The sequence below is a fragment of the Phocaeicola sp. RTP21198st1_B8_RTP21198_201120 genome (genome assembly GCF_040929485.1).
Taxonomy (GTDB): Bacteria; Bacteroidota; Bacteroidia; order Bacteroidales; family Bacteroidaceae; genus Phocaeicola; species Phocaeicola dorei.
In genome coordinates, this window is record NZ_JBCOCI010000021.1 from 22,744 (window position 1) to 43,413 (window position 20,670).

The 20,670-nt window shown below is 42.1% G+C and carries 13 protein-coding genes; 10 read left to right on the forward strand and 3 right to left on the reverse strand.

The window, feature by feature from the left end:
* Positions 1-35: 35 nt before the first annotated feature.
* Both AB5935_RS10265 and gpmI read right to left on the reverse strand, forming a co-directional pair.
* Positions 36-617: a DUF3109 family protein gene (locus tag AB5935_RS10265; RefSeq protein WP_007841972.1), complete on the reverse strand. Its 582-nt coding sequence runs from the start codon at positions 615-617 to the stop codon at positions 36-38.
* Between the two features lie 102 nt (positions 618-719).
* The gene (gene gpmI / locus AB5935_RS10270; RefSeq protein ID WP_007841970.1) at positions 720-2,234 is read right to left on the reverse strand and encodes a 2,3-bisphosphoglycerate-independent phosphoglycerate mutase; all 1,515 of its coding nucleotides are present in this window, start codon (positions 2,232-2,234) and stop codon (positions 720-722) included.
* A gap of 448 nt (positions 2,235-2,682) precedes the next feature.
* Between gpmI and AB5935_RS10275 the strand changes: the two genes are divergently transcribed.
* The 3 genes from AB5935_RS10275 to fucP all read left to right on the forward strand — a co-directional run bounded on the left by AB5935_RS10275 (position 2,683) and on the right by fucP (position 6,885).
* On the forward strand, positions 2,683-3,663 hold the full coding sequence (locus AB5935_RS10275; protein ID WP_007834660.1) for a GntR family transcriptional regulator: 981 nt from the start codon (positions 2,683-2,685) through the stop codon (positions 3,661-3,663).
* A 21-nt stretch (positions 3,664-3,684) separates the two neighbouring features.
* Positions 3,685-5,460 carry an L-fucose isomerase gene (gene fucI / locus AB5935_RS10280; RefSeq protein ID WP_368327419.1) on the forward strand — a complete coding sequence of 592 codons (1,776 nt, stop codon included), beginning with the start codon at positions 3,685-3,687 and terminating at the stop codon, positions 5,458-5,460.
* Between the two features lie 111 nt (positions 5,461-5,571).
* On the forward strand, positions 5,572-6,885 hold the full coding sequence (fucP, locus tag AB5935_RS10285; RefSeq protein ID WP_007834659.1) for an L-fucose:H+ symporter permease: 1,314 nt from the start codon (positions 5,572-5,574) through the stop codon (positions 6,883-6,885).
* A 142-nt stretch (positions 6,886-7,027) separates the two neighbouring features.
* On the opposite strand, the gene AB5935_RS10290 is transcribed toward fucP, so the two are convergent.
* The gene (locus tag AB5935_RS10290) at positions 7,028-7,633 is read right to left on the reverse strand and encodes a ribonuclease HII (protein WP_007834657.1); all 606 of its coding nucleotides are present in this window, start codon (positions 7,631-7,633) and stop codon (positions 7,028-7,030) included.
* Between the two features lie 101 nt (positions 7,634-7,734).
* On the opposite strand from AB5935_RS10290, the gene AB5935_RS10295 reads away from it, so the two are divergent.
* The 7 genes from AB5935_RS10295 to AB5935_RS10325 all read left to right on the forward strand — a co-directional run bounded on the left by AB5935_RS10295 (position 7,735) and on the right by AB5935_RS10325 (position 20,490).
* On the forward strand, positions 7,735-9,360 hold the full coding sequence (locus AB5935_RS10295) for a tetratricopeptide repeat protein (protein WP_007841965.1): 1,626 nt from the start codon (positions 7,735-7,737) through the stop codon (positions 9,358-9,360).
* A gap of 223 nt (positions 9,361-9,583) precedes the next feature.
* Positions 9,584-12,712 carry a SusC/RagA family TonB-linked outer membrane protein gene (locus AB5935_RS10300; RefSeq protein WP_007841963.1) on the forward strand — a complete coding sequence of 1,043 codons (3,129 nt, stop codon included), beginning with the start codon at positions 9,584-9,586 and terminating at the stop codon, positions 12,710-12,712.
* Between the two features lie 20 nt (positions 12,713-12,732).
* On the forward strand, positions 12,733-14,250 hold the full coding sequence (locus AB5935_RS10305) for a RagB/SusD family nutrient uptake outer membrane protein (RefSeq protein ID WP_007841961.1): 1,518 nt from the start codon (positions 12,733-12,735) through the stop codon (positions 14,248-14,250).
* 114 nt (positions 14,251-14,364) lie between these two features.
* Positions 14,365-14,646, forward strand: a complete 282-nt coding sequence (locus AB5935_RS10310; RefSeq protein ID WP_005838878.1) for a LysO family transporter — start codon at positions 14,365-14,367, stop codon at positions 14,644-14,646.
* On the forward strand, positions 14,643-15,245 hold the full coding sequence (locus AB5935_RS10315) for a lysine exporter LysO family protein (protein WP_005838876.1): 603 nt from the start codon (positions 14,643-14,645) through the stop codon (positions 15,243-15,245). Before AB5935_RS10310 ends, AB5935_RS10315 begins: the two co-directional genes overlap by 4 nt.
* Positions 15,246-15,258: 13 nt before the next feature.
* Positions 15,259-18,435: a glycoside hydrolase family 2 TIM barrel-domain containing protein gene (locus AB5935_RS10320; RefSeq protein WP_368327420.1), complete on the forward strand. Its 3,177-nt coding sequence runs from the start codon at positions 15,259-15,261 to the stop codon at positions 18,433-18,435.
* Positions 18,436-18,555: 120 nt separating this feature from the next.
* Positions 18,556-20,490 (forward strand): MGH1-like glycoside hydrolase domain-containing protein, encoded by a 1,935-nt coding sequence (locus tag AB5935_RS10325; RefSeq protein WP_007834647.1) that lies wholly within the window; start codon positions 18,556-18,558, stop codon positions 20,488-20,490.
* Positions 20,491-20,670 lie beyond the last annotated feature (180 nt).

Below are 20,670 nucleotides of genomic sequence, written 5' to 3' on the forward strand. Positions count from 1 at the left end.
TGTAATAAATCAGGAATGATAAAAATCGAAGATGCTTAAATCATTCCTCTTTTCTTCAATTCTTCTGCCGCAACCTCCAGCTCTTTATACCATTCTTCACCAAATTTCCGCACCAACGGTTCCTTTAAGAACTTGTATACAGGAAGGTTCTCTTTTTTTCCCAATAACACTGCGGCTTTACATACATCCCAACGATGGTAATTCACCGCTTTGTAAGGGCCATAATCACCTATACGGATGGGGTAAAGATGACAAGAGATTGGCTTATAGAAATCGGTCTTACCTGCCCGGAAGGCTTTCTCAATGGCACAATAACAGTACCCTTTCTCATCATAGCAGGTAAATACACAATCTTTATGATTGACAATAGAAGTTACCAAATCACCTTCTTCATCTGTATAAACCACTCCTTGTTTATCAATTACCGCCCGGGCCCCGGGTGAAAGTTCATCCCAAATAACAGGAAGCACCTCCTCTAGCTTTTCCACTTCCTCTAGTTCCACCGGTGCGCCGGCATCCCCTTCTATGCAGCACTCACCTTTACAGGCATCGAGATTACAAAGAAATTTCTCACGAAACACATCAAAGGAGATTACAACATCATCTATCTGTATCATCTCTTATTAAATTAAAATGTCATTCCGAACAAAGTGGCGAATCCATGCTTCATTACAGATTCCTCACCTTGTTCAGAATGACAAATAAATATACTTCCTACATTATTTTATTAAATCCCGTCCGGTCATGTCAGCAGGCTGAGGCATACCCAGAATGTGCAGGATAGAGGGAGCAACATCTGCCAATACCCCATTTTCTACTTTGGCATTCTTGTTCTCTGTTACATATACAAATGGAACAGGGTTCAAAGAGTGAGCCGTATTAGGTGTACCATCTTCGTTCAGTGCATGGTCGGCATTACCGTGGTCGGCAATAATAATCACTTCATAATCATTAGCTTTGGCAGCTTCCACTGTATCTTTTACACACTCGTCAATAGCCTTCACTGCTTTTTCAATAGCTTCATAGATACCTGTATGACCTACCATATCACCATTAGCGTAATTCACAACAATGAAATCGAACTTCTGGGTCTTGATAGCTTCTACCAATTTATCCTTCACTTCATAAGCACTCATCTCAGGCTTCAAGTCGTAAGTAGCTACTTTCGGAGATGGAACCAAGATACGCTCTTCGGCATCATACGGAGTTTCACGACCACCATTGAAGAAGAAAGTTACGTGAGCATACTTTTCTGTTTCTGCGATGTGCAGTTGAGTCTTACCGTTAGCAGCCAGGTATTCACCCAATGTATTTTGAACATTCTCCTTGTCGAACAGAATATGAACACCTTTGAAAGATGCATCATACGGAGTCATGCAATAAAACTGCAAGCCCGGAATAGTATGCATACCTTGTTCCGGCATATCCTGTTGAGTCAGCACAACAGTCAATTCCTTGGCACGGTCGTTACGATAGTTGAAGAAGATAACCACATCACCTTCTTTGATGGTACCGTCTACGGTAGAGTTATTGATCGGTTTGATGAATTCGTCTGTAACACCTTCATCGTATGATTCCTGCATAGCCTGAACCATATCGGCGGCTTGCTTTCCTTTACCTTCAACCAACAGGTCGTATGCTTCTTTCACACGTTCCCAACGCTTGTCACGGTCCATAGCATAGAAGCGACCAACGATAGAAGCGATTTTACCGGCTGATTTTTCGCAGTGCGCGGTCAGTTGTTCGATAAAGCCTTTACCACTCTTCGGGTCTGTGTCACGACCATCCATAAAGCAGTGGATAAATGTATTTTCAATGCCATATTCTTTAGAGATATCGCAAAGTTTGAACAAATGATCGAATGAACTGTGTACACCACCGTTTGAAGTCAATCCCATAAAGTGAATATTCTTGCCATTTTCCTTTGCGTAAGAGAAAGCGGAAACAATCTCGGGATTCTTCATTATGCTGTTGTCGGCACATGCACGGTTAATCTTTACCAAGTCTTGGTAAACGATACGTCCTGCACCGATATTCAAGTGTCCTACTTCGGAGTTACCCATCTGTCCGTCGGGCAAACCAACGTTCTCACCGCTAGCCTGCAATTCAGAGTGCGGATAGTTTGCCAACAGAGAATCCCAGTAAGGAGTGGGAGTGTTAAAGATTACATCGTCTTTACCTTGATCGCCGATACCCCAACCATCAAGAATCATTAAAAGGGCTTTTTTACTCATAATCTTATTTTGTTTAAAGTTTATCCTTGCTTTTTCCGGGTGCAAAGGTACAAAAAAGCCCTGTCAATGAATAATGTTTCACCTATTTTTTATAAAGGAAGTTTGATGATAAAATGCAGTCCGTCTTTAAATTCCATATCCCGAGTCAATTTTGCATTCATACGCCCGGCAATCATTTCACAAACCAGCAAAACAATATCCGGCGCACCGGCAAGACACGACTATCCCCTTTTGTTCTGTAATGCGGTTAATATACTTCGGCAAATACTCTAATTATATTATTTGATTAGTACGTACTACACATTCTTCCGGAAATCGATATAGAAGCATCGATTCTTGTGTTATAAAACATACCATTTTATCTTGCTGTTTATGAATAAATTGCATTCCTTTGCATCGGGACAGTTCAGCACAGTTTGCATTGTCCGTGTAAAACCTTAAACAGTTCATGAAAGTTACCTTTGGACAGCAGACCACTAAAGTGAAACAACTGGCTGATTTACTCAGTCAGGAGATTTCCATGGGCAAATATAGATCGGACTGCACATTACCGTCCATCAACAAACTGAGCCGTGACTATCAAGTATCGCGGGATACAGTATTCAAAGCATTCATTGATTTAAAAGACCGGGGAATAATAGACTCTACTCCGGGAAAAGGTTACTACGTTACCAACAAGCTTACAAACATTCTGCTTCTGCTGGACGAGTATTCTCCCTTTAAATACTCGTTATATAATAGTTTTATCAAAAAACTATCCATCAACTACAAAGTAGATTTATTGTTTCATCAATATAATGAACGACTTTTCAATACCATTTTACGTGAATCAATAGGCAGATACAACAAATACATTGTGATGAACTTCGACAATGAGAAACTATCCCCCCATCTTTACAAAATAGATTCGTCTAAGTTACTGCTGTTGGATTTCGGGAAGTTCGATAAAAAGGATTATTCATACGTATGTCAGGATTTTGACGATTCCTTTTATCATGCATTGGCCGCATTAAAAGAACATTTGAGAAAATATCAGAGACTAGTACTTTTATTTCCCGAAGACATCAAACACCCCCGTAGCAGTTGTCAGTATTTCAATTGTTTCTGTCAGGATTATCACATTGATTCAGCCATTGTGGAAAATACAGACCGGATACAAGTCCGCAAAGGAGAAGTGTACATTGCAATCCGTCAGATAGAGGTAGTCAATATAATCAAGCAAAGCCGGACGACCGGGCTGAAATGCGGAGAAGATTTCGGACTGATAGCCTACAATGACACTCCTGCCTACGAGGTAATAGACCAAGGGATCACCGTACTAAGTATCAACTGGGAAGAGCTGGGGAGGAAAGCCGCAGAATTTGTGCTAACCGGACAGGAAATAAGAACTTATCTTCCTACCGAAGTCCATTTAAGAAATTCAATTTAATAACTAAAATCTATGTATATCATGAAAAAGTATCCTAAAATCGGGATTCGTCCCACTATCGACGGTCGCCAGGGTGGTGTCCGCGAAAGCCTTGAAGACAAGACTATGAACCTGGCAAAAGCTGTTGCCGAACTGATTTCATCTAACTTGAAAAACGGTGACGGAAGCCCCGTAGAGTGTGTAATAGCAGACAGCACCATCGGTCGTGTAGCCGAAAGCGCTGCTTGTGCCGAGAAATTCGAACGCGAAGGAGTAGGGGCCACCATTACCGTAACCAGTTGTTGGTGCTATGGCTCCGAAACAATGGATATGCACCCGCACTGGCCGAAAGCAGTCTGGGGATTCAACGGTACAGAGCGTCCGGGAGCCGTTTATCTGGCTGCCGTATTAGCCGGGCACGCACAGAAAGGGCTGCCTGCATTCGGTATTTACGGACACGATGTACAAGATTTGAATGACAACACGATTCCGGCTGATGTGGCAGAGAAACTATTGCGTTTCGCCCGTGCCGCCATGGCTGTAGCCAATATGCGCGGAAAAAGCTATCTTTCTTTCGGTAGTGTCTGCATGGGTATCGCCGGCTCTATTGTCGATCCTGACTTTTTCCAGGAATATCTGGGAATACGTAATGAAAGCGTGGACGAAACTGAGATCCTGCGCCGTATGGAAGAAGGAATCTATGACCATGAAGAATATGCCAAGGCAATGGCCTGGACTGAAAAATATTGCAAGCCCAACGAAGGGGAAGACTTTAAGAACCGTCCCGAAAAGCGCAAAACCCGTGAAGAGAAGGATGCCGACTGGGAATTTATTGTAAAAATGACTATCATCATGCGTGACTTGATGGTGGGCAACCCGAAATTGCTTGAAATGGGATTCAAAGAAGAAGCTATCGGCCATAATGCCATCGCAGCCGGCTTCCAGGGACAACGCCAATGGACTGACTGGAAACCAAACGGTGACTTCAGTGAAGCACTGCTTAACACCACTTTCGACTGGAACGGTATTCGCGAAGCATACGTTCTGGCTACCGAAAATGATGCTTGCAATGGTGTTGCCATGTTATTCGGTCACCTGCTGAGTGGTTGTGGACAGATGTTCTCCGACATCCGTACTTACTGGAGCCCCGAAGCGGTGAAACGTGTTACCGGCAAAGAACTTACCGGAATGGCTAAAAACGGTATCATCCATCTTATCAATTCTGGTGCAACCACTCTGGACGCTACCGGTGAGAGCCATAATGAAGCGGGAGAGCCCTGCATGAAACCTAACTGGGAAATGACTGAAGCCGATGTAGAAGCTTGTCTGAAAGCTACAACTTGGTATCCGGCAGATCGCGACTATTTCCGTGGAGGCGGTTTCTCTTCCAATTTCTTGTCTAAAGGCGGTATGCCTGTCACCATGATGCGTCTTAATCTGGTAAAAGGCTTAGGCCCAGTATTGCAACTGGCAGAAGGCTGGACAGTAGATATTGATCCGGAAATCCATCAGGTACTGAACATGCGTACAGACCCCACATGGCCTACTACTTGGTTTGTACCCCGCCTATGCGATAAACCTGCATTCCGTGATGTGTATTCAGTAATGAACAACTGGGGAGCCAACCACGGCGCTATCAGTTATGGACACATCGGACAGGATTTAATTACTCTGGCATCTATGCTACGTATTCCTGTTTGTATGCATAATGTAGAAGACGACAAGATTTTCCGCCCGGCATCATGGAATGCTTTCGGTATGGATAAGGAAGGTTCTGACTACAGGGCTTGCTCAACTTACGGACCTATTTATAAATAGTTAATAAATTGAGAATTGAAAATTAAAAATTGAGAAATGGTTATATGCCTATCCTTTTTTGTTTTCAATTCTCATTTCTTAATTTTTAATTCTCAATCTTTAATTTAAGAAATGAAAGATACAGATCAACCCATCCTGCACAAAGATGGAGTCAGCTACGTGCTACCATTTATATTAGTCACCTGCTGCTTCGCCCTGTGGGGATTCGCCAATGATATCACCAATCCGATGGTGAAAGCGTTCTCGAAAATCTTTCGGATGAGTGTTACCGATGGCGCATTGGTACAAGTTGCCTTTTATGGCGGATACTTCGCCATGGCTTTTCCGGCAGCAATGTTCATCCGGAAATATTCTTATAAAGCTGGCATCCTGTTAGGGTTAGGCCTCTATGCCGTAGGAGCCTTATTATTCTTCCCCGCCAAAATGACCGGCAATTATTATCCGTTTCTACTAGCCTATTTTATCCTGACTTGTGGACTTTCTTTCCTCGAAACCAGTTCTAATCCTTATATCTTGTCCATGGGAACGGAAGCTACCGCTACCCGACGCCTCAACTTGGCTCAATCATTCAATCCCATGGGGTCTTTATTGGGAATGTATGTAGCCATGAACTTTATCCAGGCAAAGCTGAATCCAATGGATACGGCAGAACGAGCTCAACTGAATCCGATGGAGTTTGCAATAGTGAGAGATGCGGATCTTTCCGTACTCATCGCTCCTTATTTAACAATCGGTATTGTCATCTTTGTGATGTTTCTCATTATCCGTTTTACTAAGATGCCTAAAAATGGTGACCAATCCCACGGCATCAATTTCGGGCCGACTTTGAAACGTATTTTCTCCATTCATCATTACCGTGAGGGAGTCGTGGCACAGTTCTTCTATGTAGGTGCGCAAATTATGTGTTGGACCTTTATCATTCAATATGGTACACATCTGTTCATGTCACAAGGTATGGAAGAAAAAGCCGCCGAAGTGCTGTCACAAGAATACAACATCATTGCGATGGTTATTTTCTGTATCAGCCGCTTTGTCTGTACCTTCATCTTACGCTACCTCAACCCAGGTAAATTATTGGCCATACTTGCCATTGCGGGTTGTTGCTTCACCGCCGGAGTCATCTTCTTCCAGGATATCTGGGGTATGTACTGCCTGGTAGCTGTTTCAGCCTGTATGTCATTAATGTTCCCCACGATCTATGGCATAGCGCTTACCGGATTGGGAGATGATGCAAAGTTTGGAGCAGCCGGCCTGATTATGGCTATTTTAGGAGGTTCCGTACTTCCTCCTTTACAAGCAAGTATTATTGATATGAATACCATTTGGAATATGCCAGCCGTAAATGTTTCATTTATCCTGCCATTTATCTGCTTTGTGGTTATTACGATTTATGGACACCGCTCTTACCAGCGAGGGAAATATTGATATGCAGCATGAGACCATTGTAAAAAAATGAAACGAAGAATCTGTTACTACCCATATGGATCAAACAGATTCTTCGCCTTATTTTCAACAACGTAAAATGAAATGCAAAGAAGTTATCCCATCCTCCTATATATTCTTTAAATTAGAAAGGAATCTCTAATTGGGGATCTGTCCCCAACAAATTAAAAGTCATCCGATGATATGGCGTTGTTCCATATTCACGAATAGCCGCACGATGCTTTTTAGTAGGATAACCTTTATTACTATTCCAATCATAAAAAGGATATTCTTTATGCAGACCATTCATATAATCATCACGATAGGTTTTCGCCAAAATAGATGCAGCAGCAATAGACAGATATTTTCCATCTCCTTTTACCACTGTAGTATGCGGTAAATCCTGATATTTTTTAAAACGATTCCCATCAATCAATAAATGTTGAGGACGAATTTTCAATTGATCCACAGCACGATGCATTGCCAGAAAAGACGCATTAAGGATATTTATCTCATCTATCTCTTCAGGAGTCACTACACCTACAGCCCATGCCAATGCTTCCCTTTCCACAATCTCTCGCAGCGCATAACGCTGATGCTCCGTCAGTTGCTTGGAATCATTCAGCAATTCATTCTTAAAATCTACAGGTAAAATAACAGCAGCTGCATATACAGATCCTGCCAGACATCCCCTACCCGCCTCATCACAACCGGCTTCTATCAGGTCTTTATTCAAATAAGGTAATAACATAGTTCATCTTTATTGTTGCTTGCAAAGATATTCTTTTAAAAGAGAAACAAGAGTGTCTTTTTACAAAGAAAATCACTATTTTTGCAAAAATACGCTTGATTATGAAAAACAACCTACCTATATATATCCTCCTTTGCCTGTTGAACCTTTCATGGGTTCATGCCCGTAATAGGCAACAAGAAGCCGAGACACTGATTAAAAAGTCGGTTGATGCCTTATACAATAATCCGAAGCAGGCTAGTTACTATGCTGCCAAGGTAATTGAATTATTTCCTGAAGAAAGGCAAAATAATCAAAAAGCTGAAGCAATGTTCTATTACAGTCAGGCAGAAAAGCTATTAGGCAATTTTGATGTGAGCATTAAAAATCTATATGACGCTTTGGAGTATGCAACTCCTACCAATAAAGAGTTGAATGGACAAATTTACGCACTGATAGGAGCACTCTATTGCAAACTGACCGACTACAACAAAGCGATCGAAATGAGTGAGAAAGCCATCTCAATTTTTAAATCCATCGGAGATTCCATTTCTATCGCACTATGCTACAATGATCGTGGCATCATCCATTATTCCATGAATGAGTTCAAAACAGCTGAACAATTCCTTAAACAAGCCCTTACAATAAACCGCAGTCAGAAAAATTTAAGAGGGATATCCGCCAATTTGAATAATTTATGCTTATATGAGGGTGATTTTAATGAAAAGCTAAGTTTAATTAATGAGGCCATTGTCATCAACAAGAACTTGAATTCTCAATGGTCATTAGGGGAAAACTATAACAATATGGGAAAGCAATACTTCTATGCAAAGCAATACAACAATGCTTTGATGGCTTTACAAAAAGCATACGAAGTCGCTTCTTCCATTAGTGCCAAAGAACTGATTTGTGATAATTACGAATATTTATCTTGGGTATACGATGCCCTTGGAGACCATAAAAACGCTTATAAATGCCTGATGCAACTATATACTCTCAGCAAAGAGTTGCAAAGTGGAAGTAAATTACGCATCGTAGAACAGGAAATTTCCCATAAACAATATCAAAACCAACAAAGGAAAGCAGAACTAAGAGAACAAGCTTATAAAATAGAACTGCTGAAACGGAATCTGTTTGTACTAGTAATCATATTCATCTCATTGATAGTACTCAGTATATTTCTATACCAATGGTATAAACGCAAAAAGAATATGCAGTTAATGGTTGCCCGCTATAATCTGGAGCAATCGGAACATGAATTGGCAGAACTTAAAGTACGACAGCAAGAACTCGAATTAAAATCTGTCCAAAGTGCATTAGACAACAGTCGTCAGGAAGCTACCAGTTTTGCTGTATTCCTGCATAGCCGTAATGAATTGCTAGAGAAAATCAGAGAAATGATAAAGCAAGGATATAAGATGGACCAACAAGCATTGATTCCTCATCTGAAGAAAGTCAATGCCTTCATCAGCCAATATCAGAATGGAGATAAAACGAACAGCACCTTGCTGATGAATGTTGAAGAAAAGAACCAGGAGTTCCTTCAACGGCTATCCGAACGGCATCCTAATTTAACACAAGGAGAAAAATATCTAGCTACTTTATTACGGGTAAATCTATCTACCAAAGAAATCTCAATGCTCACAGGAAATGTTCCCAAAACAATCAACATGAATCGATATCGTTTACGTAAATCTCTAAACTTATCTTCGGAGGATGACTTGACAGACTATCTACAAAATATTTAAAGAACCTATATTTTTATAGTTTTTATTAAACAGCATTTTGTAGATATTATCTCTTTATATAGAACACTATATATCAATATATTACATTTATATTTGTAGATTAAAAAAGAGAGTTTTTTTATTCATTGTAGTTCATTTGTAGGGTATAATAATTAGGAATTTGCACATACAACCTATTACTTAGCGATGTGAAAAACAATTATTAACCTTAAAATTTATTCACATGAGTAAAAAGAATTATTTCAAGGAAAGAATCATACTATTGATTCTACTCTTTGCTTTTATGACTCCTTTCGGTGCATTAGCACAGACGATTCAACTGACTGGTCTGGTTACTGATGCTGCCAACGAACCTATTATTGGTGCCAGTGTAGTAGAGAAGGGTACAACCAACGGGGTCATCACAGACTTTGACGGTAACTTTGCATTAAGCGTATCCCCCAAAGCCACTATTATTATTTCTTATGTGGGCTATGCAACACAAGAAGTCCCTGTAAACGGAAAGACAAACATCCGGGTGACTTTGAAAGAAGATACTGAGATGCTGGATGAAGTTGTAGTAGTGGGCTATGGTACCATGAAGAAAAGTGATATGACCGGTGCTATTTCCTCAGTAGATGTAGACGATTTGGTAAAGCGCACCACAACCAACCCTGCAGAAGCATTGCAAGGTAAGATTGCAGGTGTAAACATTATGAAGGCTGGTGGTAATGCCGGTGCAGGTGTGCAGGTTAAAATCCGTGGTGTCAAAACGTTTGGTGATAACCAACCTCTTTATATCATTGATGGTTTTCCCGGTGATATTGAAAATGTGAATCCGCAAGATATTCAGTCAATGGAAGTACTGAAGGATGGTGCAGCCGCTGCTATCTATGGTTCGGTTGCTGCAAATGGTGTCATTATCGTAACTACCAAAAACGGTAAAAAAGGTGACATGAAAATTGATTTCAGTACTTATGTAAGCTTTACAAGCGTAGCAAAAAAGCTGGAACTGCTAAATGCCGAAGAATACAAAAGTGTTCATAAACAAATGTATCAGAACTATATGAACCAGTATCCCAATGATACAGAGGTTACTATGCCTGCATTTGTAAATAAAAACACAGGAATAGATACAGACTGGCAAGATGCCATGCTAAGGAGTGGTGTTTCACAAAACTATATGTTTAGTATCCGTGGCGGTTCCGAAAACGCCCAGTATTCACTCTCCTACAATCATGCCGACGAAAAAGGAATTTTTCTAGGTAACAACTATCGCCAAGACAATGCCCGTCTGAAACTCCATATGAATAAATATATCTTTGATATAGATGCAAATATCGCTTTCAAATTTACAGATAGCAAACAACCGGAATATTCCATTAAAGAAATGTACATGATTTCTCCGCTTGTTCCTATCTATGATGATACAAGAGAGTATGGCTTCGGCTTAAGTGACTTTGATGACCTGCCCAGTAACCGTAATGTTATGGCTGACCAGCATTATGAAAAATCTACAGACAAAAAATATCATACCACAGCCAATGTTGCCTTGACTATGAACTTCACCCCATGGCTGAATTTCAAGACAAGCTATGCATACAGAGGTGAACACCAGCGTCAGACTTATCATACTCCGGCTTATGTTGCCGACCCAAAAGCCAAACGTGACTATCCTTATCATAGTGAAACCACAGGATACTGGGAAGAACATGTATGGGAAAATGTATTAAGTTTTAATAAGACATTTGGAAAACACAACGTCAATGCAATGGCAGGTACTTCCATGACTGCTCGCAAATATACATGGAATTCTGTTGGGGTAGAAGGTAAAACCACTGTTTATAAAGTAGAAGACGGAAAATTGGTAACCAGTGAAACTCCGGGCGGATTTCTTGATCCATCTTTCTCAACTGTAGGTGCAGGAGCAGGTGGCACATTTGATGGTAGCGGAACAAAATGGAAATATAACCGCGCTTCTTTCTTCGGCCGACTGAACTATAATTATAATGACCGCTATCTGGTACAGGCAACTGTACGTTATGACGGTTCATCCAAGTTTGGTAAAGACAACCGTTGGGGCTGCTTTCCGTCAGTGGCATTAGGCTGGAGAATCAGTCAGGAAGAATTCTTCCCGAAAGACATTGCACTGAACAATTTGAAATTTCGTGTCAGTTGGGGACGTTTGGGTAATGAAAATGCTTTGGGATATTATGACTTCCTTGCGCTGATTAGTACATACAATGAAATGTATCAAGGATACGTGAAAGGCAACGGTGATAACGCATGGGCAGGAAGTATCGCTCGCGGATTGGAAAACCGTTCTTTGAAATGGGAAACAACGGATACCAAAAATATTGGTTTCGACTTCGGCTTCTTTAACAGCAAATTAACCGGTACATTAAACTACTACTATAACCAAACAGAAGACCTGTTGATAACAAAAGTTTTACCTCCTTCAGCAGGTATGACTAATCCCACCCTGAATGTCGGAAAGATACGCAATACCGGTTTCGAATTTGAATTAAACTGGGGAGATGCTATAAAAGACTTTGATTACAATATCGGTTTCAATATGAGCACCACCAAAAATAAAGTGGTTGAATTGTCAGATGCAGACCAAGTTCTTCAGGGTGAAGGATTGAAATATGGAACGGAGCATTTCCCGACAGAAACCAGAGTGGGCAAACCTATCGGTGCATTCTATCTTTATAGAACAGACGGTATCTTCCAAAGTATGGATGAAGTAAATGCCCATGTAAACAAGGATGGACAATTATTACAGCCTAATGCCCAACCGGGTGATATCCGTTTTAAAGATTTAGATGGTAATGGAAGCATAGACGCCGGTGACAAAGAATACTGTGGTTCAGGTATCCCGACATTGGAAGCGAACTTAAATCTGTCATTCGGCTATAAAGGATTTGACCTTTCAATCGTACTTGGCAGCGCATGGAACTTCAAATTGTATAACGGAAACAAATATTTCTATGAAGGAATGAACTCTAAATCAAATATGCTGAAGTCTACATTGAATGCATGGACTCCTGACAATAGAAATACGGATGTTCCCCGCGCAGTATATCAAGATCCGAACGGCAACATGAAAGAATCAGACAGATTCCTTGAAAACGGTGATTTTGTCCGTCTGCGTCAGGCACAGTTAGGTTATACTTTGCCCAAATCGCTCATGCAGAAATTCTATATTGAGAAACTGCGTTTCTATGTAAGTGGTGAAAACTTGTTCACTATCACAGGCTATGATGGTATAGATCCTGAATTCTCTCGTGCCAGTGTGTTGAATACCGGTGTTGATAAATTGATTTATCCGTTTACCCGTTCATTCACCGTTGGAGCTCAACTTACATTCTAATCCTTTAAAGTAATAAGAAAATGAAGAAACTATTATACATAGCAAGTATCTGCATTGCAAGTTTATTTAGCGCTTGTGACGATTATCTCACGGTAGAATCTCCTGACCAGTTGACATCAAGCAGTTTTTGGCGCAACCAGTCTGATGCTGAAGCCGGAATTGCCGCCGCATACTCCCAACTTTACCTGATGACTTATTCGGGTGACATGTGGTCTTTCCCGGAAATCAAATGGCCGGTGGAAGCCTATCGTGAAGATATTATCCAATTAGGAAGCGATGCTCTGAATTACCCGAACTGGGTGGAATTAGGCAACTATACCTACACCAATGGTAACTCTCAGTTCAGTTATTACTGGCAATGCTACTATAAAGGCATCAGTTTTGCTAATCAGGTAATTGAAAAAACCGCAGAAATACCCGATGAGAATATAGACGCAGCAACACGCGAACAATTGGTCAATGAAGGCTACTTTATCCGCGCTTATTACCACATGCAACTTTTATTGAACTGGAAAGAAATCATAGTTCGTGATAAATATATCACTGACCCGGCTGAATTAAGCAAGCCCCTTTCTTCCCGTGAGGATGCATGGAATTTCATCATTGAAGACTTGAAACGTGCAACCAGTCTGCCTGCAACACGTGACGCTGATAATGTAGGCCGTGCCACAAGCGGTTCTGCTTATGCATATCTTGGTTTCGCCTATCTGACACGCGCCTATGAAGAGGCAACCAACAAAGACTCTTATCTGGCCAGTGCTATAGAAGCATTCAACCAAGTAAAAGGATATGAACTGGTTAATAATTTCAGCACTATGTTCAGCGGGGATAATAAGAACAGTAAAGAATCGATTTTTGAAATTCAATTCTCTATGAGTTCTGCAAACGGAGCTACTTATCGTACTCAGTTCCATCGATGGATCGGTGTTTCCGAACTTGGGGGATGGGATGAGATTCTTCCCAGTCAAACATTGATTAGTGAATTCAAAAAAGAAGGGGAAACGGCTACTACAGGACGTTATGACTCGCGTATGTATGCAACATTATTTTTTAATTGTGACTATTATAACGATGGTAACGGACGTGTCTATGGCTACGACTATAATGACTGGTTCGACAACAAAGAACGCGTAGCCTTCCGTAAATTCATGCCCTCGACCTATGAAGGTTTAAACCAAAACTATTCCGCTATCAATGTTCCTTTGATGCGTTATGCCAACGTACTGTTAATGAAGGCCGAAGCATTGAATGAGCAGGGACATCCCGAACAGGCTATTCCTTTAATCAATGAAGTAAGAAGCGTTCACGGGGATATGCCACCCATGGCAGGTACTTCTCAAGAAGCAGTCCGCGCGCAAATTGAACATGAACGCATGATTGAATTCCCTCTTGAGAACTATCGTTGGTATGATCTCCGCCGTTGGGGCAAACTATCCTCAGCCTTGCAAGCTGCCGGAAGAACAGGCTTCAATGAAGACAAAAATTCATTCTACCCCACTCCTCTTACAGAGCTGAATGCTAATGATGCCTTAAAATAAGTATTTTCTTTTTTGGTTAGATATAATTAGGCAACAGGGCGGTTTTCGCTACAGTGATACCGCCTTGTAATCTAAAAATGAAGTATCTTTGCCTATAAATAAAACGACATAGATATGTTTACAATTATTGGATTAATGCTCACGGGGATGCTCCTCGGCTTCCTGCTTCGCAAGCAGAAGCTTTCAGGAATACACAAAGTCATCACCGTTCTTATTTGGTTGCTACTCTTTTTATTGGGTATAGATGTAGGCGGTAATCAGAAAATTATCAATGGTCTGCACACTATAGGGTTGGAAGCCATTGTCATCACCTTGGCAGCAGTGCTGGGCAGTGTTACGGCAGCATGGGCTTTATGGTATGTACTTTACAAAAGAAATAAGGAGGGACAAGTATGAAAGGAAGTTTGATTATCGTCGGATTCTTTGTACTAGGAGCTCTTTGTGGGGTATATCACCTTATTCCATACGACTTTACACAAAGTAAGCTAAGTTTCTACGCATTGTGTGCGTTAATGTTCAGTGTAGGAGTCAGTGTAGGTAATGATCCACAGACCTTACGTAATTTCCGGTCATTAAATCCTCGCCTGATCTTTCTACCGGTCATGACCATATTGGGAACACTGGCAGGATGCGCAGTGGTCAGTCTGTTTCTCTCGCATCGCTCAGTAACAGATTGTATGGCAGTAGGTGCCGGTTTCGGCTATTACTCTCTATCCAGTATCTTTATTACAGAATATAAAGGTCCGGAGTTGGGAACCATTGCATTATTATCCAATATCACACGTGAGATTATCACTTTGCTTTTTGCCCCGTTGCTAGTACGTTGGTTTGGTAACCTGGCCCCTATTTCGGCTGGAGGAGCCACTACGATGGATACAACATTACCCATCATCACCCGCTATTCCGGTCAAAGCTTCGTAGTGGTTTCTATATTTCACGGCTTTGTAGTGGACTTCAGCGTACCTTTTCTTGTGACTCTTTTCTGTTCTATTTAAAATAACAATAACCATGAAACACTCTCTTAATACTTTTCTTACACTGTTGTTTGTTTGTGCTTCTGCCTGGGGTGAAAACGTGCCCTGGCAAAATCCGCAAATAAATGAAATAAATCGTGAACCTGCCCATGCCCATTTCATTCCTTATACGAATGAGGCCAATGCACTGAAACAACAAGCTTTACCTGCCGCCCAACGTTTTGCAGTAAACCCCGCCACAGAACGCCGCATTTCACTAGACGGAACCTGGAAGTTCTTATTCTCTAAAAACAATGAGGAATGCCCGACAGATTTTTATAAAATGGGGTACAACACCAAACGCTGGAAAGACATACAGGTTCCGGGAAGCTGGGAACTGCAAGGATTTGACTCCCCCATCTATACTGACGTAGCCTACCCCTTCCCTGCCAATCCGCCTCATGTTCCAACCGATTACAATCCGGTAGGTGCATATGTACGTGAATTTACCGTACCGGCCCATTGGAAAGGAATGGATATTTTCCTTGATTTTGAAGGAGTTGAGTCCGCTTTTTATTGCTGGGTTAACGGTGAATTGGCAGGATACAGTGAAGACAGCCGTCTTCCGGCTCATTTTAATATTACTCCGTTCTTAAAAACCGGGAAGAACAAACTGGCCGTTAAAGTTTTCCGTTATAGTGATGGTTCCTACCTGGAGGATCAGGATTACTGGAAATATAGCGGTATTGAACGCGATGTGTATCTCTATGCCCGTCCTCAAAGCCGTGTACAAGACTTCAAACTGGTAGCCGGTCTGACAAATGGTTATAAAGACGGAGATTTTAATCTGGATATCACACTCCACAAGCCTCATCCGGGAGGAATTGTGGAAGTGAAGATTATGGACAAAGGCAATGTAATTTATCAGCATAAAAAGGAAATAACTTCTGTTACAGATACTTTATTCGCTCAGAAACACTTGTTCCCGGCCATATTGCCTTGGAATGCCGAAACACCCAATCTCTATACATTGGTAGTCAGCACCTACGATGCTCAAGGAAAAGCATTGGAATCATTCACACAGCCTTTCGGTTTCCGTTCTGTGGAAATGCGTAACGGCATGCAACTGATAAATGGGGTAGCCGTATTGTTTAAAGGAGTAAACCGCCATGAACACGATCCGCATCATGGTCGTACCATTACCGTAGAGAGCATGATAAAAGACATTCAGTTGATGAAGCAATTCAACCTGAATGCTGTACGCACTTGCCATTACCCCAACCGCTATGAATGGTATGCATTGTGTAACGAATACGGTTTGTATCTGGTAGATGAAGCAAACATTGAAAGCCATGGTATGCAGGCGCATAAAGATGGCACACTGGCTAATAATCCCGATTGGGAAGTACCGTTTATGCAACGCATGAGCCGCATGGTGCTGCGAGACCGCAATATCACCGCCATTGTCACTTGGTCAATGGGAAATGAGTCCGGCTACGGAAAACACTTTGAAACGTTATATGACTGGACCAAGAAGTTCGATCCTACTCGCCCTGTACAATATGAGGGAGGTGGTTATGATGCCAAATCTGACATCTACTGTCCGATGTATGCACGCATCTGGTCCCTGCGCCGCCATGTAAACCAGCGTGATGCCCGCCCGATGATTCTATGTGAATATGCCCACGCTATGGGTAACAGTGTAGGTAATCTACAAGACTATTGGGATTTGATTTATAAATATGACCAGCTGCAAGGTGGCTTCATATGGGACTGGGTTGACGCCACCTTTAATATCAAAGACAAGAACGGCAATAAGATTTGGGCTTACGGAGGCGATATGGGCTTTGTAGGTGTCCCTAATGACTCCAACTTCTGTGCCAACGGACTGGTAGCGGCAGACCGTTCACTTCATCCACACATCTGGGAAGTAAAAAAAGTATATCAATACATTCATTTTGAGCCGGTTGCCTTTACCACCAAGCAAATCAAAGTGACTAACTGGCATGATTTTATCGGTTTGGAAGATTACAAACTACACTGGACTGTAGAAACAGACGGAAAAGCTGTACAAAGCGGTGAAATGGATTTCCCGACAATGACTGCCCGTTCTTCTGCCTTCATCACTATCCCGATGAACTTGATTCCTAATGATGGAAAAGAATACTTCCTGAAATTGGAAGCATTTACCAAAAAGGAAGCCCCATTAGTTCCAAAGGGACATCAGGTAGCCATGGAGCAATGGCAACTGAATCCGGAAGGAGAACGGCTGCTGAATGCTACATGGACTGCCCGGGAACTAGTAGACAAAACTGTAAATACCGAACGTACTCCGGATGCTATCACCTTGACAGGGGAGAACTTCCGTATCGCATTCTCTACTGCTGATGGTGAAATGACAGAACTCTTATACAACGGAAAGAATCTGATAAAAGAAGGATTGCAACCCAATTTCTGGCGTGCATTAACCGACAATGATGTTGCCAACAACCATCTGGAGCGTTGCGGCATCTGGAAATTTGCAGGCAAGAACGCCAAGTTACAAAGTATCGATTTAAAAGAAGATTCAAACAAGAAACTGGCAACCGTTACTGTAAATTATAAACTGGAAGCACAAGAATCAACTTTGCAGACCATCTATCAGGTACGCCCCAATGGAGCTGTCAAAGTAAGTATGCACTTTGTACCCGGCAACAAAGCCCTTCCTGAAATGCCACGTCTGGGTATGCGTATGATTCTTCCGGCAGAATATGATGTGATGACCTGGCTGGGCCGCGGGCCACAAGAAAACTATGCAGACCGCAAGACGGGTTATCCTATCGGACTCTATACCGCTACAGTATGGGAACAATTCCATCCGTATGTCCGTGCACAGGAAACCGGCAACAAAACCGATGTACGATGGGTTGCATTGCGTAATAAAGCAGGGGAAGGCCTGTTAATCACAGGTGAGGAACCGCTGAATGTCAGTGCATGGAATTTCCCGTTGGAGGATATTGACTATGTAGCATTCAATACAGAACGCCGTCATGGTGGAAGTATTATGAAGAAAGACATGGTATGGTTAAACATCGACCACCGTCACATGGGGGTAGGTGGAGATAATACTTGGGGAGCGCAAGTACATCCGGAATATACCATCACTCCGCACGAATGGCAATACAGCTTTACCATGCAACCTTTGAGCAATCAAGACGATGCTGCTGAAAAAGCGCATAAGAAATGGTTTTAAAAATTCTGATTCACTACAGATTATACAGATTCTCGCAGATTGAATTTCAATTCGTGAATGATTGCATCTGTATTAATCTGAATAATCTGTGATGAAACGATCTTCAAATAACGAAATAACATGAAACATAAATTTACCAAAATCATTCTTCTCACAGCAGTAGTTGCAGGCTTCACAGCCGCCTGTAACCCTGCCAGTGAGAACATCCCCACAGGCAAAAGATATGAATTCAATAACATACTGGATATAGCCTATACTCCCGATACACTGACACGTTGCCGGGGTTGGTTCACAGACGCCGGTTCCTGGATGGGATTTACCCTTCCGCAGAAAGATCACTGGGTGAACGGTTTCTGTGGCCCGTTCAGTCTGGATATGAACCGACGCCAATGGATGGCACAATCGGCTGTCACGGTAGGATATGCCGATCAGGCGAATGTTATATTTACTCCGGATTCCACTTGTTATTTCCCGGGAGAGTTATATCTTTCGGCAAGTTCAGAGGAAGGTAAAATCATTCAACGCCTAAATTTTTTAGATGCTTCTACCGCATTGCTCCGCATTCACTCCGATGCAGGGAAGGAACTCTCCTTAACTGCCAGCCAATGGGGAAAAGAGATACAAGTCCAAACAGACCAAAATACCGTCATCGCCCGTCATCCCTCCGGTGAGATTGTAGCATTAACTTTTACCCCGGATGTTAGCGTAAAGGGCACTGACAATAATTACCAAGCAAAAATCAATGGCAGCGAACACGACACCTACGTAGCCATTTCTTTCTATACCGGAGAAAAAGAACTTTCTGCCGGATTACAAAAAGCACAATTGGCTCTAAGCAATCCGCAGGAAGGACTCAAAGCCAACAAAGAACGCTGGGAAGGTTATCTCACCAAGATTCTGCGCAAAGATATGAAACCTGAGTATGACCGTATCGCCGTGAAAGCAGTTGTTACACTTATCAGCAACTGGCGTACCCACCGCGGCGGATTGCTCCACGAAGGAATTGTTCCGAGCCATGCCGCATACTACTTCGTAGGATTCTGGGCCTGGGACACTTGGCGTTTCTCTGCTGCTCTGGCAAAATTCGATCCGGAATTGGCCAAGGACAACATTCGTGCCATGTTTGACTACCAGCAGCCTGACGGTATGATTATAGACTGTATCTATACCGATCCTGCCGAAAATAATGCACGCGACAGCAAACCTCCTCTCGTATCATGGGCGGTAGACGAAATATTCACCCATACCAATGATACGGCGTTCATCAGTGAAATGTATCCACAATTGATGGCCTATTACAAATGGTGGTACAACAAGCGTGACCATAACCGCAACGGTATGTGTGAATACGGTTCTACCGATGGCACATTGGAAGCAGCAGCCTGGGAAAGCGGTATGGATAATGCCATCCGTTTTGATGATGCCAAGATGCTGAAAAATAACGGGGCTGAGGATGCATGGAGCATGGATCAGGAAAGTGTTGATTTAAATGCTTATCTGGCTTTGGAATGTAAACTATTAAAGAAATTTGCAAGTATTCTGGGAGTTACTTTTGACGGTCCGGATTACAGTAGCCAAGTAGCCGATTATTTCTTCGACAAAGAAAAAGGTTTCTTCTTCGATCGCCGTTTAAAGGACGGAAGCTTTATACAGGAACCGGGATGCGAAGCATATACTCCGTTATGGACAGAAGTAGCTACTGCCGATCAGGTAAAAGCCATGTTGCCCCTGCTGACCGATACAGCCAAGTTCTCTACCTACATTCCCTTCCCCACAGTAGCAGCAGACAACCCGAAGTATAACCCACGTGGCTATTGGCGTGGCCCTATCTGGTTGGATCAGACTTATTTCGCTATCCGCGGTCTGCGCAACTATGGATATAACAAGATGGCGGATGAATATACCCTCCAGGTATTCGACCGTCTGCAAGGCTTGAAAGAAGGAGCACCGATACATGAAAACTATGGCACACACACCGGTGAATTGTTAAAAGCTCCCCATTTCAGTTGGAGTTCATCACATTTGCTGATGTTATATGATGATTATGGCAAATAAACTCTCTCTTTTTACCTTAATATAAATAATACCAAAAGGGGGGCCGCACTCGTGATGAATGTAGCCCCCTGCTTTTATATCGTATTACCTGTTACCCCCCAATACACTCTTTTCAGAAGTGATAAAAATTCTCCAATGAATAAGTAGAATGTTACAGGTGTAAGATTATATATCTTCCGG

Excerpts from the sequence above, each read along its gene's own strand:
- AB5935_RS10305 (WP_007841961.1), top strand. The coding sequence starts at position 12,733 with ATGAAGAAACTATTATACATAGCAAGTATCTGCATTGCAAGTTTATTT.
- AB5935_RS10275 (WP_007834660.1), top strand. The coding sequence starts at position 2,683 with ATGAAAGTTACCTTTGGACAGCAGACCACTAAAGTGAAACAACTGGCT.
- AB5935_RS10315 (WP_005838876.1), top strand. The coding sequence starts at position 14,643 with ATGAAAGGAAGTTTGATTATCGTCGGATTCTTTGTACTAGGAGCTCTT.
- AB5935_RS10325 (WP_007834647.1), top strand. The coding sequence starts at position 18,556 with ATGAAACATAAATTTACCAAAATCATTCTTCTCACAGCAGTAGTTGCA.
- fucP (WP_007834659.1), top strand. The coding sequence starts at position 5,572 with ATGAAAGATACAGATCAACCCATCCTGCACAAAGATGGAGTCAGCTAC.
- fucI (WP_368327419.1), top strand. The coding sequence starts at position 3,685 with ATGAAAAAGTATCCTAAAATCGGGATTCGTCCCACTATCGACGGTCGC.
- AB5935_RS10295 (WP_007841965.1), top strand. The coding sequence starts at position 7,735 with ATGAAAAACAACCTACCTATATATATCCTCCTTTGCCTGTTGAACCTT.
- AB5935_RS10310 (WP_005838878.1), top strand. The coding sequence starts at position 14,365 with ATGTTTACAATTATTGGATTAATGCTCACGGGGATGCTCCTCGGCTTC.
- AB5935_RS10320 (WP_368327420.1), top strand. The coding sequence starts at position 15,259 with ATGAAACACTCTCTTAATACTTTTCTTACACTGTTGTTTGTTTGTGCT.
- AB5935_RS10290 (WP_007834657.1), bottom strand. The coding sequence starts at position 7,633 with ATGTTATTACCTTATTTGAATAAAGACCTGATAGAAGCCGGTTGTGAT.
- AB5935_RS10300 (WP_007841963.1), top strand. The coding sequence starts at position 9,584 with ATGAGTAAAAAGAATTATTTCAAGGAAAGAATCATACTATTGATTCTA.
- AB5935_RS10265 (WP_007841972.1), bottom strand. The coding sequence starts at position 617 with ATGATACAGATAGATGATGTTGTAATCTCCTTTGATGTGTTTCGTGAG.
- gpmI (WP_007841970.1), bottom strand. The coding sequence starts at position 2,234 with ATGAGTAAAAAAGCCCTTTTAATGATTCTTGATGGTTGGGGTATCGGC.